Annotated in this window: 12 protein-coding genes; 4 read left to right on the top strand and 8 right to left on the bottom strand. The window is 59.5% G+C overall.

Features of this window, described 5'->3' with window-relative positions; all coding sequences use genetic code 11:
* Positions 1 to 19: 19 nt before the first annotated feature.
* The 3 genes from ABTV87_RS14540 to ABTV87_RS14530 are packed head-to-tail and all read right to left on the bottom strand — an operon-like array spanning position 20 to position 2,667.
* A complete protein-coding gene (locus tag ABTV87_RS14540; RefSeq protein WP_011334089.1) occupies positions 20 to 364 on the bottom strand; it encodes a cupin domain-containing protein in 345 nt (114 codons plus the stop codon).
* Positions 365 to 393: 29 nt separating this feature from the next.
* Positions 394 to 1,800, bottom strand: coding sequence for an NAD(P)/FAD-dependent oxidoreductase (locus ABTV87_RS14535; protein ID WP_433899822.1), 1,407 nt, complete (start codon positions 1,798 to 1,800; stop codon positions 394 to 396).
* A 51-nt stretch (positions 1,801 to 1,851) separates the two neighbouring features.
* Positions 1,852 to 2,667, bottom strand: coding sequence for a helix-turn-helix domain-containing protein (locus ABTV87_RS14530; RefSeq protein WP_433899821.1), 816 nt, complete (start codon positions 2,665 to 2,667; stop codon positions 1,852 to 1,854).
* Positions 2,668 to 2,930: 263 nt separating this feature from the next.
* Here ABTV87_RS14530 and ABTV87_RS14525 point away from each other — a divergent pair, with 263 nt between their 5' ends.
* Complete coding sequence (locus tag ABTV87_RS14525; RefSeq protein ID WP_011334086.1) at positions 2,931 to 3,203, top strand: DUF1652 domain-containing protein; 273 nt, start codon at positions 2,931 to 2,933, stop codon at positions 3,201 to 3,203.
* A 59-nt stretch (positions 3,204 to 3,262) separates the two neighbouring features.
* On the opposite strand, the gene ABTV87_RS14520 is transcribed toward ABTV87_RS14525, so the two are convergent.
* Positions 3,263 to 5,737, bottom strand: a complete 2,475-nt coding sequence (locus ABTV87_RS14520) for a UvrD-helicase domain-containing protein (protein WP_085603764.1) — start codon at positions 5,735 to 5,737, stop codon at positions 3,263 to 3,265.
* A gap of 278 nt (positions 5,738 to 6,015) precedes the next feature.
* On the opposite strand from ABTV87_RS14520, the gene ABTV87_RS14515 reads away from it, so the two are divergent.
* Complete coding sequence (locus ABTV87_RS14515; protein WP_085603767.1) at positions 6,016 to 6,711, top strand: pirin family protein; 696 nt, start codon at positions 6,016 to 6,018, stop codon at positions 6,709 to 6,711.
* Between the two features lie 61 nt (positions 6,712 to 6,772).
* On the opposite strand, the gene pgm is transcribed toward ABTV87_RS14515, so the two are convergent.
* The 4 genes from pgm to ABTV87_RS14495 all read right to left on the bottom strand — a co-directional run bounded on the left by pgm (position 6,773) and on the right by ABTV87_RS14495 (position 13,001).
* On the bottom strand, positions 6,773 to 8,419 hold the full coding sequence (gene pgm / locus ABTV87_RS14510) for a phosphoglucomutase (alpha-D-glucose-1,6-bisphosphate-dependent) (protein ID WP_085603770.1): 1,647 nt from the start codon (positions 8,417 to 8,419) through the stop codon (positions 6,773 to 6,775).
* 76 nt (positions 8,420 to 8,495) lie between these two features.
* Positions 8,496 to 9,926: a PLP-dependent aminotransferase family protein gene (locus ABTV87_RS14505; protein ID WP_085603773.1), complete on the bottom strand. Its 1,431-nt coding sequence runs from the start codon at positions 9,924 to 9,926 to the stop codon at positions 8,496 to 8,498.
* Between the two features lie 49 nt (positions 9,927 to 9,975).
* Positions 9,976 to 11,430: a hypothetical protein gene (locus ABTV87_RS14500; RefSeq protein ID WP_085603775.1), complete on the bottom strand. Its 1,455-nt coding sequence runs from the start codon at positions 11,428 to 11,430 to the stop codon at positions 9,976 to 9,978.
* A gap of 548 nt (positions 11,431 to 11,978) precedes the next feature.
* Entirely contained in the window at positions 11,979 to 13,001 is a 1,023-nt protein-coding gene (locus ABTV87_RS14495; protein WP_007954559.1) for a zinc-dependent alcohol dehydrogenase family protein, read from the bottom strand.
* 270 nt (positions 13,002 to 13,271) lie between these two features.
* Between ABTV87_RS14495 and ABTV87_RS14490 the strand changes: the two genes are divergently transcribed.
* Positions 13,272 to 14,189: a LysR family transcriptional regulator gene (locus ABTV87_RS14490; protein WP_085603778.1), complete on the top strand. Its 918-nt coding sequence runs from the start codon at positions 13,272 to 13,274 to the stop codon at positions 14,187 to 14,189.
* A 213-nt stretch (positions 14,190 to 14,402) separates the two neighbouring features.
* Positions 14,403 to 14,900, top strand: coding sequence for a PAAR domain-containing protein (locus ABTV87_RS14485; RefSeq protein WP_127798093.1), 498 nt, complete (start codon positions 14,403 to 14,405; stop codon positions 14,898 to 14,900).
* The last annotated feature ends 4 nt before the right edge of the window (positions 14,901 to 14,904 follow it).

The following is a 14,904-nucleotide window of genomic DNA, read 5'->3' as shown; positions in this document are numbered from 1 at the left end:
AATCAAAAGGATCAAAACGTCAGAAAATCAGGACATAGGTCTTGCGCACGGTTTCTTCGATGTCCCAGATCCCGAGCGTGTTGGCCGGCAACATCAGTGCGTCGCCACCTTGTATGTGCAGGGTTTCGCCGCCGTCGTCCGGGGTGAACGTGCAGCGACCGGAAATGAAATGGCAGAACTCTTGAGCAGTGATCTGCCGGCGCCAGCGACCTGGGGTGCATTCCCAGACGCCGGTTTCGACGCCGTCGTCGCGCTCGACGCTGGTGGTCGAGGCAATCGCCACCGGCGTGCCGAGCGGCACGGCCACCGGGTTGGACTCATCCAGTTGCAACGTGGCGGTGTTCTTGAATTGGGTGATGCTCATGGCGTTACCTGTCTCGTAGTAAACAACGTTTAGTGCATGAAACCTTCCATGAACCCGGCCACCTGGCTGGCAAGCTTGCGCCGCCAGGGCGCGGTCGCCGGGTTGGCCAGGGTCTGGTCTTCGTGGACGAAGCTTTTGATGATCGCGTTGTAGCCAAGCCAGCGGCACGGTTCCGGCTCCCAGGCCCGCAGCGCGTGGATCCCGCCGTCGGGCAGCACCCACGGTTGATGCGTCAGCTCGGTGTCGCGCTCGAGAATCAGATCCGCAAGCGTCCGCCCGCCCAGGTTGGAAGCGCCGACACCCTCCCCGCCATAGCCGCCGGACAGCGCGATGCCGTTGGCCCGGTCGCAGAGCATGTGCGGTTTGAAATGCCGGGACATGCCGAGGTTGCCGCCCCAGGCGTGGGTGATCTGGACGTTTTTCAGCTGCGGGAACAGCTCACCGAACAGGTAGCGGCGCAGCTCGACTTCATCGCGGGTCAGGTCGAAGTTGTGGCGCAGCTTGCCGGCGAACTGATAACCGCCACGGGCGCCGAAGATCAGACGGTTGTCGGCGCTGCGCTGGCCGTAAGTGACCTGACGGCTGAATTCGCTGAAAGCCTGCCCCCGACTGAGGCCGATTGCGTCCCAGGTCGCGGCGGACAACGGCTCGGTGGCGACGATCAGGCTCTGCACCGGTAATTGATAACGGCCCAACGGTGGCAGCGTGACGGAATAGCCTTCGATGGCCGGGACAATCCAGCGGCTGCGTACGCTGGCGTTGTCGGTCCGCAGGCTGCCGGCCTGCCAATGGGTCACCGGGCTGTTTTCGTAGATCTTCACCCCTATGCTTTCAACGGTTCGCGCCAGGCCGCGCACCAGTTTCGCCGGGTGAATGGTCGCCACATGCGGGGCGAAGATGCCGCCGTAGGGTTTGGCGATGCGCAGCTGCTGCGCCAGTTGTTCTGGGCTTAGCCAGCGGTAATCGTCGTCGGTCAGCCCCTGAGCGTGGAGTTTCTTCAGGTAGTCGCGAAGACTGACTTCCTGTTCGGGATAGCGCGCGGCGCAGTACAGCACCCCGCCTTTGCGGTAATCGCAGTCGATGCCTTCGCGTTCGAGGACGACTTCTACTTCATCAGGAATGCCGTGCAACAGGTCGAACGAAGCGCGGCGTTGTTGTGGCGACAGACCGGCCAGCAGGCGATCCTCGCCCAGCAGATTGCCCATCAACCAGCCGCCGTTGCGACCGGATGCGCCGAACCCGGCGGTTTGCGCTTCGATGATGGCGACGTTCAGGCTCGGCGCCTGTTGTTTCAGGTAATACGCAGTCCACAACCCGGTGTAACCGGCGCCGATGATCGCCACGTCGACGTCCAGATCCTGCGCAAGCGACGGCCGCGCGGTCAGCGGCTCGTCGAGTTGATCCATCCACAAACTGATAGTGCGCCACGCCGGCATGCAAGACTCCGCCAATCCAGGTTTCGATGGCGTCGATCCTAGAGGCAGAACTCAGGGATTGTCTTGCGCGCGTGTCCGCAAAGAAATTTGCTTGGCGTAGGCCTTTGGCGACTGGCCGGTGTGCTGGCGAAAGCAGCTATAGAAAGCCGACAGCGAATTGAAACCGGCAGCGAAGGCCAGTTCATCGATGCGCAACGGCGGCGTGGCGTTGTCCAGCGACTGCAATAGATGTTGCAGACGCGCCTGATTGACGTAGCGGTAAAAGCTTTGCCCCAGCACCTGATTCAACAAATAGGAAATCTGATTGCGGCTGTACCCGCATTCCTTCGCCACCCGTTGCAGGTCGAGTTCGGGGTCGAGATAAGGCTGCTGACGCTGGAAATACTGCTGCAAGTCATCGGCCATGAAGCTCAGCTGACGCGGCGACAGGCCCAGTCGACTCACCGCCGGACGCTGGCGGGTTGCCGTCGGGCTCTCGGCCTGCTCGCGTACCAGCGAGGCATATTCGTTGACCCGCCAGATCTGCCCGTCCTTGACCGTGATCGCTTCGCTGGATCGAAACGACACCAGCCCGTTGCCGCCGCGCAACGTCACTTCGTATTGAATGAACGCGGTGTTGCCGTCGATGCGGATGCGGTCGCAATGCTCCAGCGCTTCGTCGGACTCGCGCGGCATGCTGACCCGGACGTACTCGCGCAACTCGTCGAGGCCAAGCACGCGGTTCTGGAAGAAATCGTTGTACTGGATGTCCGGGTGGTACAGCGCCATCACGCCATCCAGGTCCCGGTGTTTCCAGCACAGGTGATAGCGCATGACCGTTTCGGCCGTGGCCCGCGTCTGTTCCGGGCCGTCATCATCGGCGTGCATAAGGGACTCTTGGAAAAAGAACCGAGCTTGCCCAACTTCTGGCGCGGCATCAACAACCCGGCGTAATGGCACTTTGGCGACGATTGGGGTGGACCGTGACTTACATCAAAAAAATCCGCGCAATCGCTAAATGAACTGAAAATTCTCACAGGAATTTCACATCCAGATGCTACTTTTAAAGACAATCACCGGTTGGGCCAATGAAGGCTCTTCCCACCTACCATGAGCAAACGGAAGCGCTCGATGAAGAAGGCGGGCAACACATGAATAAAGGGTCAAGCAAGGTCACGTTCCCCAATGCCTGCCAGCTGATGCGCTGGCATTTTCATCCCATGGGTTTCGAGGCGACCATGGATGCGCCGGGCAGTCTGGTCGCGCGCCTGTTCGATCGGGCCAGCGGCGAAACCCTGATCGCGATCGCCGGCATCCCTTGTGCCACAGTCATGAATGCGGCGGATGTGGAGCGAATAATCGAAGCCGTCGAGGACGAACTGGAGGCTTTCATTCCTCCGGAATCTCTCAAGAGTTATGCGTAACTAGCTGATTCAAAATAAAAAAAGCCCGCTTTGTGCGGGCTTTTTCATAGGCGTTGGATTCAGGCCGTTTTCTTTTCCGGACGATGATCGACGAAGAACGGTTTGCCTTTGGTGACCCGGTCCGAAGCCCTAGGCATGTTGACTGCCTGAGTGTCTTGCGGCTCGACGTACCAGTAGCAATGACTGACCGCGCGAGTGATTCCGACGTAGGCCAGGCGCAGGATTTCGTCTTTCTGCGCGCTGTCGTACGGCTCGCTGTCACCGGCCTTGCCCAGTCCGGCCATGCGATACACCTGATTCTTGTACGGTGAACTGGTCAGGTGCTGGCAATCGCCCAGCAGAAAAACCGCGTCGGCCTGCAGGCCTTTGGCGCTGTGATAGGTCAGTTGTTTCAGTCGACGGGACTCGTACGGCAAGCTCGAATCTACATTAACTACAGACTGAATATGCTGCTCTATCAATAACTTATCGCTGCTTTTTCGATAGAGCATCAAGATTGAGTCGCCCTTTCGATAGTGTTCTGCCAGGCGCTCGCCGAGCGCCTGATCGTCGCGCTCCAGCACGTTGACTGGCTGCAACGGCCTCTCCTCGCCGCTGGCCTTGGCCTTCTTGCCCGGGATCGCCGGTGCTGCACGAACGATGTGCTCCGCCGCGTCGATGATGTGCTGATGGCTGCGATAGTTGTCGCTGAGCATCACCCGGGTCGTGCTCGGCGACGGGAATTCCTTGTTGAACTCCATGAAGTAGCTCGGCGAACTGCCGCGCCAGCCGTAGATCGATTGCCAGTCATCGCCTACGCAAAGCAGCGATGATCTCTGCGCGCCTCGTCCGACATGCATGGCCGGGCCGCGACTGCGGATTTCCGAGAGGCTGGCGCGAATCCACGAGACGATCTGCGGCGAAACGTCCTGAAACTCATCGATCATCAGGTGCGACATCGGCCGCAGCAACTCATCGCTGAGCAGCTTGAAGTTTTCCGGCGAATGCTCGCTGAACAGCGCGAACATTCGGTTGTAGGTCATGACCGGCGGCTTCTGATCCAGCAAATGGTCTTCCAGCGCCCGCCAGAACAGGCTTAAGGCTTCGAAGAAAAACCGGTCCGGATCGTCCTTGGCGAAACTCATGCGGCCAACGGCGTCCGGCACGTCCAGGCCCAAGTTCTCGATGAAGCCTGCGGCGGCGACAAAACAGTCGAGCAATGGCGCCGATGCGAGCTCGCCCTTGACCTTGTGGTCGAAGCCGGGGCCGGCGCTGACATCACCCGCCAGCGTGGCCAATAAACGTTTTGATGACTCGTAGCTATCCAGCCAAATCAATGGTTTACGACAGAAAGCTTGAAACAGAGTGCGCTTGACTGCCCACTCTGCACGCACCGTCAGCTTGGCATTGGGACGGCAGACCTGCGGGTTTTCCCGAGGATCGAAACCCAATACCACCCAGGCGTCCAGGCTCGGAATGTAGCCGTGGCAATGGAACGACGCGCCGTTGATTTCGAATGTCTGACGGCTGGGCTCGATACCCTTGATCGGCCAGGCGCCTGTGCGGAGCCACAGGTCCTCGATCATGTCGCACAGCTCTTCATCGCGCCGGGCCGCCAGCTCTGTTACAGCGACGCGCTTTTGCACGTCCGGGTGATCGCGTTCCAGCTCCTTGAGCTGCAAGGCGTGCCGGGACAGCGGCTGGATCAGTTGCGCAAAGCGCGGGTCTTCTTTGTAAAGACGGTGGTAGCAGGCGTTGAGCTGCTGGCGTTGCGCGTCGTTGATGCGCAGATCGAACGGATTGCTGTCGACGTCCTCGTCCCCACCCTGCGCGCGGTGGCTGAGGTTTTCGAATGCCTGCAAGCGTTCGAACCCCGGCAGACTGCGAACCATCGGCAAGATCCGCGAGTGGAAGGTGCGCACCAGATCCCGCGCGTCCTTCTGACTCAGTGCCCGGCCCCACAACGCGAACAGTTCGATCAGCTTGTTGATGAAGTCCTTGCGTGATTCCCGGGTGAAGGTCACCACGGTCATCGAATCGAGCTCGAAGCCCAGATAGTGAGTCAGCAGCAGGATCCGCAGCACCAGCGTGGTCGACTTGCCGGCTCCGGCGCCGGCAATCACCGAGGTTGACGGGGTATCGCTGAAAATCATCTTCCATTGCGCAACGCTTGGCTGGGCGTGCGCAGGCAGCAGGCGTGCGACGTCGGCTTTCATGCGTTTCTTCAAGTCTGCGCTGAGTGGCAGGCGCCAGTCGTCGAACAGGTGATTGTCGATACCCGGTGGCCGGTGTTCGGTATTACGGCTGTCGCGGATCAACAAGACCTGGCGGCCCTCTTCCAGCCCGTCAGCCTTGCCTTCCTTGTACCCGTAATCCACGCCGGCGGTATGCCCGCTGCGAAAGCCGTCGGCCTGACCGTGCAGCCACGAAGCCCGGTGCTGGGCGCGCAGTTGCGTCAGACCATGGCCAAGGAAACGCGCCGCCAGGCGTTTGAACCAGGGCATCTCGGCCAGGGGACGAAGTTCGGGGGGAAGATCGGGGGTGTGTTGCGCCACGCTGACGGACTCCGGATGTGAGGCTGTTGAGGGCTATGGTGTCTGCATTTGCTTTTTTGTTCTAGCGAAATGCTTACAGGTCATTGGTTTAGGCGATGAATTGAAGGTCGGATGAGACGATTTCGAGCTTTTTTAACATCAATCGATTCGATGGGAATGCCGCACTTTTTACGCTTTTTCTCGATGGTTGACTGATAGATGATGCCTGCCATCAATCACCGGTCTCGCTTCGTGGCTCAGGCATCACGCCCCATGACGAACCTTTTGAGGAGACGATCATGCTTGAACTCAGACCTTTCAGCTCGCTGGGCGGTGCCCATCACGGCTGGTTGGATGCCCATCACCATTTTTCGTTCGCCGAGTACTACGATCCGCAACGCATGAGCTGGGGCAACCTGCGCGTGTGGAACGACGACATCATTGCCGCTGGCACGGGCTTCCCTACTCACCCGCACCGCGACATGGAAATCATCACGTACGTGCGTGAAGGTGCGATCAGCCACCAGGACAACCTGGGCAACAAGGGCCGCACCGAGGCTGGCGACGTGCAGGTCATGAGCGCCGGCACCGGAATCGCCCACAGCGAATACAACCTGGAAGCCACGGACACCAAGATCTTCCAGATCTGGATTCTGCCGACCGAAACCGGCGCACCACCGTCCTGGGGCGCCAAACCGTTCCCGAAAGGCGACCGCGAAGGTTTCGTGACCCTCGCCAGCGGCAAAGACGGTGACGATCAAAGCCTGCGCATCCGCGCCAACGCGCGTTTGGTGGCGGCCAATATCAAGGCCGGGGAAACCGCTGAATACCGCCTCGACGCCGGACGTCGTGCCTATCTGGTTCCGGCGACGGGTGTCATTGAAGTCAATGGTTTGCGCGCACAAGCTCGCGACGGTGTGGCGGTGGCTGATGAACAGGTGTTGACCGTCACGGCGCTGGAAGACAGCGAGATCGTGTTGGTGGATCTGGCCTGACGGGCGAATTGCGGGCACAAAAAAGGGCGACCTCAGGGTCGCCCTTTTCCGTCGTCTGGATTTATTTGGTGCTGATCGCACCGTCTACCAGGGTTTGCGCTTCGGCCACCAGTTGCTTGAGGTGGTCGTCGCCGATGAAGCTTTCGGCGTAGATCTTGTAGATGTCTTCGGTGCCCGACGGACGTGCAGCGAACCAGCCGTTTTCGGTCATCACTTTCAGACCGCCGATGGCCTGATCGTTGCCTGGAGCCTTGCTGAGAATGCTCTGGATCTTCTCGCCCGCCAGTTCGGTCGAGGTGACCTGCTCCGGCGACAGCTTGCTCAGCAGCGCTTTCTGCTCAGGATTGGCCTTGGCGTCGACACGCACCGAGAACGGCTCGCCCAGCTCCTCGGTCAGCGCACGGTAGGCCTGGCTTGGGTCGCGGCCGGTGCGGGCGGTCATTTCGGCAGCCAACAGGGCTGGAATCAGACCGTCCTTGTCAGTGCTCCAGACACCGCCGTCCTTGCGCAGGAACGAGGCACCGGCGCTTTCTTCGCCGCCAAAACCCAGCGAGCCGTCGAACAGACCATCGGCGAACCATTTGAAGCCGACCGGCACTTCGTACAGACGACGGCCCAGACGCTTGGCCACACGATCGATCAGACCGCTGCTGACCACGGTTTTACCCACGGCTGCGTCGGCACGCCATTGCGGACGGTTCTGGAACAGGTAGTCGATCGATACCGCCAGGTAGTTGTTCGGTGCCAGCAGGCCACCGGACGGTGTGACGATGCCGTGACGGTCGTGATCCGGGTCGCAGGCGAACGCCACGTCAAAGCGCTCTTTCAGACCGATCAGGCCTTGCATGGCATGGCTGGACGATGGGTCCATGCGGATCTGCCCGTCCCAGTCGACGGTCATGAAGCGGAACGTCGAGTCGACTTCCTTGTTCACCACGTCCAGGTCAAGACGATAGTGCTCGGCAATCGCCGACCAGTAGCGCACCCCTGCTCCGCCCAGCGGATCGACACCCAGGCGCAGTTTGGCGCCGCGAATGGCATCGAAGTCGATGACGTTGATCAGGTCGGCCACGTAAGTGTTGACGTAGTCGTGACGGTGGGTAGTTTCGGCCTTGAGCGCCTGCTCGTAGCTGATGCGTTTGACGCCGGCCAGTTTGTTGGCCAGCAGTTCGTTGGCCTTGGCTTCGATCCACTTGGTGATGTGAGTGTCGGCCGGGCCGCCGTTGGTTGGGTTGTACTTGTAGCCGCCGCTTTGTGGCGGGTTGTGCGACGGGGTGATGACGATGCCGTCGGCAAGCCCCGTGGTGCGACCACGGTTGTAGCAAAGAATGGCGTGGGACACGGCCGGGGTCGGCGTGTATTCGTCGCCTTCGGCGATCATTACGGTCACGCCGTTGGCCGCCAGTACTTCCAGGGCGCTCGCCCCGGCCGGGGTCGACAGCGCATGCGTGTCGATGCCGACGAACAGCGGCCCGGTGATGCCCTGGGCTTCGCGATACAGGCAGATCGCCTGGCTGATGGCCAGAACGTGCCACTCGTTGAAACTCAAATCAAAGGAACTGCCCCGGTGCCCGGAGGTGCCGAACGCCACGCGCTGGGTGGAAACCGAGGCGTCGGGTTGACCGGTGTAATACGCCGTAACCAGTCGCGGGATGTCGACCAACAATTCTGCCGGTGCCGGTTTGCCCGCAAAAGGACTGAGTGTCATGCAAAACCTCTGAAATAGAGTGGTTCAGGAAATTACACCGGAGTTTACTGGCAGTTTGTCCGGAGTGCGATGGGGTCTATTGCGTACAAGCCGAGTGTTTTCGCGCATCTGTCCGCGGAGCCAGTCGCAACGCATCCCCAAGCAGTCCGACAAGTCTTAACAACTCGTGTTCCGTGCCGCCAATCGCGCTCAAACGCATGTGCTGCGCGTGCAACCCTCTGAGGCTGAACAACTCCCCCGGCGCAATCAGCACATGTTGCTTGAGCAGCCGCTGAAACACCGCGTCCATCACGACCGGGCGCGCAGAATGCAGCCAGATCGTCGCACCGCCCTCAGGTTCGATGACGTGCAGAATGTCCCCCAGACGTTCGCGTATCAAATTGATCCATTGAGTCCGGCGCTCCTTGAGCAAGCGCTTGAGCATCGGCAGATGCTGGTCGACCCGCCCGCTCGCATAGAGTCGTGCAATCGCTTTCTGGCGGATTGGTGAAAGGCGAAACGAACGCAACAGAAAGTGACGCTGCAGGTCCGCGCGCCATTGCCGCGACAGGACAAAACCGTAGGGGGCTTCGACCCCGATGATTTTTTCGAACATGGAAAACACCAGCAGACGGTCGGGATCCACCAACTCGCGCAGCGGCTCCCCTTCGGCGTCGTCCAGCAAGTCGCCGTGGCAGTCATTTTCCAGCAACCAGGTGCCATGACTCAGCAGCAAATGCGCAATGGCCTCACGGCTGGCCGGCGGGATACGACTCCCGTGGGGCATGTTCAATCGGGAGGACAGCAGGATCAATCGGACCCGCTCGCTTTCAAGCAGTCTCTGGAGTTTCTGCGGATCGAATGCCCCGTCTGGCTGCAGCGGCAACTCGATCACCTGAACCTCGGCGGACTGAAACAAGCGCAGGATCATCCAGTCACACGGCGATTCGATCACCACGGTTGCGTGGCGCAACTCAAGGACGGCGATCAGGATTTCCAGCACTCCTCGCAGATCGGCACCGATGTAGACATCTTCAGCGTGCCAGCAATGGGCAGCCGATGACGTGTAGCGGGCCGCCAGCAGCGTGCGCAACTCCAGCTCGCCGCAAGGCTGGGCCGGCGTTTGCAGGTGCCGGGGATACTGGCGCAACAGCTCTCGTTCAAGCATCAGCAACGGACGATCGAGAGGCTGGATCGACGCCGGCTCATCGGCGCTCAATACCTGCATGCCAGTGCATCTGGCATTGACGTACACCGTTTCCAGCAAATCACCGCCGCGTCCGGGCGGCATGAACGACGATGCAGGCTGCGCGAAATATCCGGATTTGGCTACGGAATAGACCCGGCCTTCTTTCTCCAGCAGTGCGTAGGCGTATTGAATGGTCGAGATCGACACGTTCAACCGCTCGGCCAGTTGCCTCAACGATGGCAGTCGAATCGCTCCCTGGTTGCCCGGCTCGCTGATCAGTTGCGTCAGGTAGCGATAGACAGCCTGGTAGGCAAAATCAGATTCTCTCGGCTCACTCATGAGGGTACGTCCGCTGAGACGTCCGTGTGATCGGGCAGCAAAATCCCATTCAACCTTCCGCCGAGCGGTCGCCAAGAGTCACCTCGCGCTCGGGCAACTCCTGCGCTTGTGCGACGTGCTCGCCTGTCCGGACAGCCCCCATTGCATACAACCGGCAGATCAGTCGCAGTGGCAAGCCGCTGACATCGGTCATCCATTGCAAGACCTGCTCCGGTGCGTGCAGGCCCTGCATGGCGCGGTGCAGGTCCGGCATGGCGACCAGCATCCCCGGATGACAGGTGCGCAGGAATCGCTCAAGGCCGGCACCGGCATCGTTGAAGGGAGCGAACAGGAGACACACCAGTTGCGACTCGTTGAGGCCGAGATTCTTTTGCAGGGACGACGCTGCCAGCGACCGTTGCTCGGCTAGATCGCAAGAGTTGCCGAATGTGGAGACAAAACGTTCGCAAACCTGCTCTGGCGTGTTTCTGCGGCGCATCGTCGCCAAGCATTGCTGCAGATAGTCCGATACGCCGGCCTCGTAGGTCCGGCCTTCGGTGTAACTGGCCTGCAACCCTTTCAGGTAGGCGCCGACCAGGGGATCAGCGCACTCGCCGGTGCGCGCTTCAAGCATCAGATCGTCGGCCTGAAACCCGAGGAAATCGCTGAGCAAGGGCCAGCGTTCCTCCATTTTGCCGACGACCATATCGTCAATACCGATATAGCTGGTGCGACGACAGGCTTCGAACTCGCCGAGGGGGCGCCAAGGCACCCGATCGTCTTGCGAGTAGAGTTCGCGATAACAATCGCCGCCGAGGCTGTCGAGCAGACTGAACAGCTCATCGAACCCGCCGCCCTTTCGCGACAACTCGCCAATCCCGACCTTGCGCACTGCCCTGTCCAGACCATCGAGAAACTGCTCCTGACGGCGCGCGTTGTCGCTGCTGATCAAGGCATCGACACCGTTGCTCCATCGGGCGACCTGGCCATAGAACTCAGCGGTGGTCAGATACTGGTCATCCCACAATGTCAGATCCTCATCCCATTCACGGCGATGCCCCACCATCAGCAGGTCGAGTCTGCCGGCCTCGCGCCCTTCATCGCAGATGGGCGCCAGATGGTTGAAAGGCAGGATTTCCCGATGATCGACCATCAACAACTCGACCCTCGGGTCATCATGCAGAAACAGTGCGCTGAAACTGCGATGCAGGTTGTGCAACGCCGAAGCCGGTACGCCGTTGCACCGCAGGGTCGCGACCCTCAACTGAAATGTGGCAGGTGCGCGGCCGGCGATGCTCAACTGCGCCGCGCGCAACAGGGCCAGGCTGTAGCAACAGTCGCGTGTGCCGGACTGAATCACCAACACCTTGAATTCACCGATGCGATCCATGCCCCCGGCAGCGACCGCCAGACGCTGGATCAACAGCTGCAATGCCGTGCGCTCGGCCCGGGAAAAGAAACTCAGCAGTCGTTGCAAAACTTGCTGGTAGACATAGTTCATTGCCTGATCATGGATCGTGCTCATCAGTACTTCACCCGGTATCAAAGGTTTTATATCGCGCGGCCGAAAAATGGCGGACGCGCAATCATTCTTCATTAATTAATAGACGCTTAAATGCTAACACTTATGTTTTTGTAGTTATTTGAAACAGTTGAGCGCATGGCATTTAAGAATCACGAGCGACATGGCTGAAAGCCCCGTCGCTGCTGGACTCCTCGCAAGGCAGGGTTTTCCTAGGAAACTTCTTACAAGCCCCTGCACATAATGAGCACAAGAAAAAAAGAAGGGATTACATGGCAGTCCTACAAACTTTAAACAGAAGTTTGAGGTGCGATGATAAACAGCCGTTTGATACTGCACAGAACAAATAGAATGCACAGACATAGCTCATTCCTTGAGATGAAAGTAGTCATTCAATTATCAGGGTCTGGAGGGCAATTAGAAGATACAGATCGAGAGCAAAAACCAGTTCAGTTGCTGAACGTCCCCAGGCGTCTGGCCCAGGGGTTTCTCGATATCTGAAGGATTAAACGCACAAGAGTCCGTGGGGCCACGGACTCTGATTGGAAGGGTCAGGCAGTTTCGATTTGCAGGGCAACCCGCTCGCGGCATGGGCACTCGTCCATGTAGCGGTGAGCTTCGACAAACTCGTTGAACGGAAACACACGCGTTTTTAGCGGCAGCAGCACACGGTCGGCAGTGAGCTGGTTGATATCACGCAAGGCACGCTGCAAGGCTACGTGATCCTGAACGATGCCGAGCTCCGGCTTGCCGGTGAAGTTGCCGATGCAATGCACGAAGAACTGAATGTTCTTCTGGAACGCTGCGCAGGCCGGGAATGGCGTCTGGTTGCCGCCCTGCAGGCCGTACAGCACCAGGCTGCCACGCGGTGCCAGTACATCGCCGAGCAGCGACATCTGTGGCCCGCCGAGACCGTCGAACACCACGTCGACACCGCGGTTGTCGGTGATCTTGTTGATCCGCATCAACAGGTCTTCTTCTTCGGTGACGATCACTTTCTCGGCACCGAGAGACAGCAGGTACTCACGCTCCTCCGCCGTTTTGGTGGCAGCAATCACCCGCACACCCAGCGCCTTGCCCAACTGGACGAAGGACGGACCGGCACAGTGGCTGGCGTCGGTCACCAGGGCGAACTGCCCGGGTTTGACCCGTGCCAGATCAACGTAACCGAAATAGGCGATCAACAGCGGCGTGTAATGCACGCTGGCTTCAATCGGGCTGAGCACGTCGGGATAACGGGTCAGCGCGGTGCGCGGCAGAACGATCAGTTCGCCGTAGACCGGATAATCATTGGGGCTCTCGGCCGGGAAGCTGGCCACCTTGTCGCCCACGGCCAGATCTTCGACGCCGTCGCCGATGGCCGTGACCACGCCGGCCATTTCATGACCGAGGCCGGAAGGCAGACGCGCCTGGGACGACGCCAGATTCTGGCGCCAGAGCGTGTCATACCAGCTGATGCCGATCGCCTCGACACGCACCTGCACTTCGCCAGGACCTGGCTGAGCAGCCGCATGCTCTTCGCATTTGAGCACCTCGGCTGGACCAAACTTGTGAAAACGGATCGTGCGGGACATCGCAAACCTCGTCAAAGTAACCTCTAATGCCATGAACTCTATCTGGGCTTTCCAGCCAAGACTATCAGTGGCTATTAATAGTCGACATGCCTGTCATTGATTCCGCAGCATGGTCAGCATTGAGAAAATCCATGAAAAAACTGCTGCCGCCTTCTCAGTAAAGCTGAATTACCCGGTGCAGACTACCAGCCTTTCCCCGTAAGATTCATGCCGGCCATTGTTCTCATATGGTCGCTCTCGTCAAGCTTGATGACTCTGCCAGGACTCCAGATGAATCGTAATGACCTGCGTCGTGTCGACCTCAACCTGTTGATCGTGTTCGAAACGCTGATGCACGAGCGTAGCGTGACCCGTGCGGCGGAAAAGCTGTTTCTCGGCCAGCCGGCGATCAGCGCGGCGCTTTCTCGCCTGCGCGGCCTGTTCGACGACCCCTTGTTTGTGCGCACCGGGCGCAGCATGGAGCCTTCCGCCCGCGCGGTGGAAATCTTCGCCCTGCTCTCCCCGGCCCTGGACTCGATTTCGACAGCCGTCAGCCGCGCGGCGGAATTCGACCCGGCGACCAGCACTTCGGTGTTCCGCATCGGTCTGTCGGACGACGTCGAATTCGCGCTGCTGCCAATGCTGCTCAAGCGCCTGCGCGCCGAGGCACCGGGCATCGTGCTGGTGGTGCGCCGCGTCAACTACATCCTGATGCCCGGCCTGCTCGCTTCCGGCGAAATATCCATCGGCGTCAGCTACACCACCGACCTGCCGGCCAACGCCAAGCGCAAAGTCCTGCGCCGTAGCGCACCCAAATTGCTGCGCGCCGATACTGTGCCGGGGCCGTTGAGCCTGGACGATTACTGCGCCCGACCGCATGCGCTGGTGTCGTTTGCCGGTGACCTCAGTGGTTTCGTCGATGAAGAGCTGGAAAAACTCGAACGTAAACGGCATGTGGTCTTGGCGGTGCCGCAGTTCAATGGACTGGGTACGCTGCTGGCGGGCACCGACATCGTCGCGACCGTCCCCGATTACACGGCGGAAGCACTGACGGCGGCGGGTGGTCTTCGCGCCGAAGACCCGCCGCTGCCTACTCGTACGTTTGAACTGCATATGGCTTGGCGTGGGTCGCAGGACAATGATCCTGGGGAGCGGTGGTTGCGGTCGCGGATTCAGATGTTCTTCGGGGATCCGGATAGCCTGGCATAGCCTTTGCCATAACCGGTCATAGAGATTGTTGAATGTGGCAGTGGCTTGCGGCATTCTTCGCGACGGAATTTCCAGGGACGGTAAATTCCATGCGTGCTGCACGTATACAGACACCCGTCCCCTTCGCTATTTCGAACACCATCAAGGTGATTGAAAGCGAACACGCGCAACCGTCGCAGTTGCTTGGTCTGAAATATTGAAACGGAACTTCACATGAGCGGAAAACCTGCTGCGCGCCTGACAGATCCCACTAGTTGCCCTCTACCGGGACATGGAACAAATCCGATCGCCAGTGGCTCGCCCAATGTCAACTTTGACGGGCTTGCTGCGGCCCGGATGAGCGACAAGTCCGCTTGCGGTAGTCCCATCACCGGAGGCGTCAGTGCAACGGTTTTTATCAATGGTTTGAACGCTGCGACGAAAGACAGCACGGGCGGACACGGCAATGTGGTTGTGGGTGGTTCCGGAACAGTCATCATCGGAGACACATTCGTCCCGGCACCTTTCAGCGGCCTGCTACCGATGCCTGTGCACTTCAGCGACAAAATCAAATTGATCGATGAAAGCACCGGTGAACCGATGCCCAATCATGGCTACGCGATTCAGCGTGCTGATGGCAGCTTTGAGTATGGAACCAGTGATGCGTCGGGATTCACACACGTCGTGAGTTCACACTTGGCAGAAACCATAAAACTGTTTTTGGAAGATTGATAAC

This window comes from Pseudomonas sp. PSE1(2024), from assembly GCF_050990555.1.
GTDB lineage: Bacteria > Pseudomonadota > Gammaproteobacteria > Pseudomonadales > Pseudomonadaceae > Aquipseudomonas > Aquipseudomonas aphyarum.
This window is presented reverse-complemented; position numbering and strand designations above follow the sequence as displayed.

Coding starts and splice junctions, on each gene's coding strand:
- ABTV87_RS14540 (WP_011334089.1), bottom strand. CDS start 364: ATGAGCATCACCCAATTCAAGAACACCGCCACGTTGCAACTGGATGAG.
- ABTV87_RS14535 (WP_433899822.1), bottom strand. CDS start 1,800: ATGCCGGCGTGGCGCACTATCAGTTTGTGGATGGATCAACTCGACGAG.
- ABTV87_RS14530 (WP_433899821.1), bottom strand. CDS start 2,667: ATGCACGCCGATGATGACGGCCCGGAACAGACGCGGGCCACGGCCGAA.
- ABTV87_RS14525 (WP_011334086.1), top strand. CDS start 2,931: ATGAATAAAGGGTCAAGCAAGGTCACGTTCCCCAATGCCTGCCAGCTG.
- ABTV87_RS14515 (WP_085603767.1), top strand. CDS start 6,016: ATGCTTGAACTCAGACCTTTCAGCTCGCTGGGCGGTGCCCATCACGGC.
- pgm (WP_085603770.1), bottom strand. CDS start 8,419: ATGACACTCAGTCCTTTTGCGGGCAAACCGGCACCGGCAGAATTGTTG.
- ABTV87_RS14505 (WP_085603773.1), bottom strand. CDS start 9,926: ATGAGTGAGCCGAGAGAATCTGATTTTGCCTACCAGGCTGTCTATCGC.
- ABTV87_RS14500 (WP_085603775.1), bottom strand. CDS start 11,430: ATGAGCACGATCCATGATCAGGCAATGAACTATGTCTACCAGCAAGTT.
- ABTV87_RS14495 (WP_007954559.1), bottom strand. CDS start 13,001: ATGTCCCGCACGATCCGTTTTCACAAGTTTGGTCCAGCCGAGGTGCTC.
- ABTV87_RS14490 (WP_085603778.1), top strand. CDS start 13,272: ATGAATCGTAATGACCTGCGTCGTGTCGACCTCAACCTGTTGATCGTG.
- ABTV87_RS14485 (WP_127798093.1), top strand. CDS start 14,403: ATGAGCGGAAAACCTGCTGCGCGCCTGACAGATCCCACTAGTTGCCCT.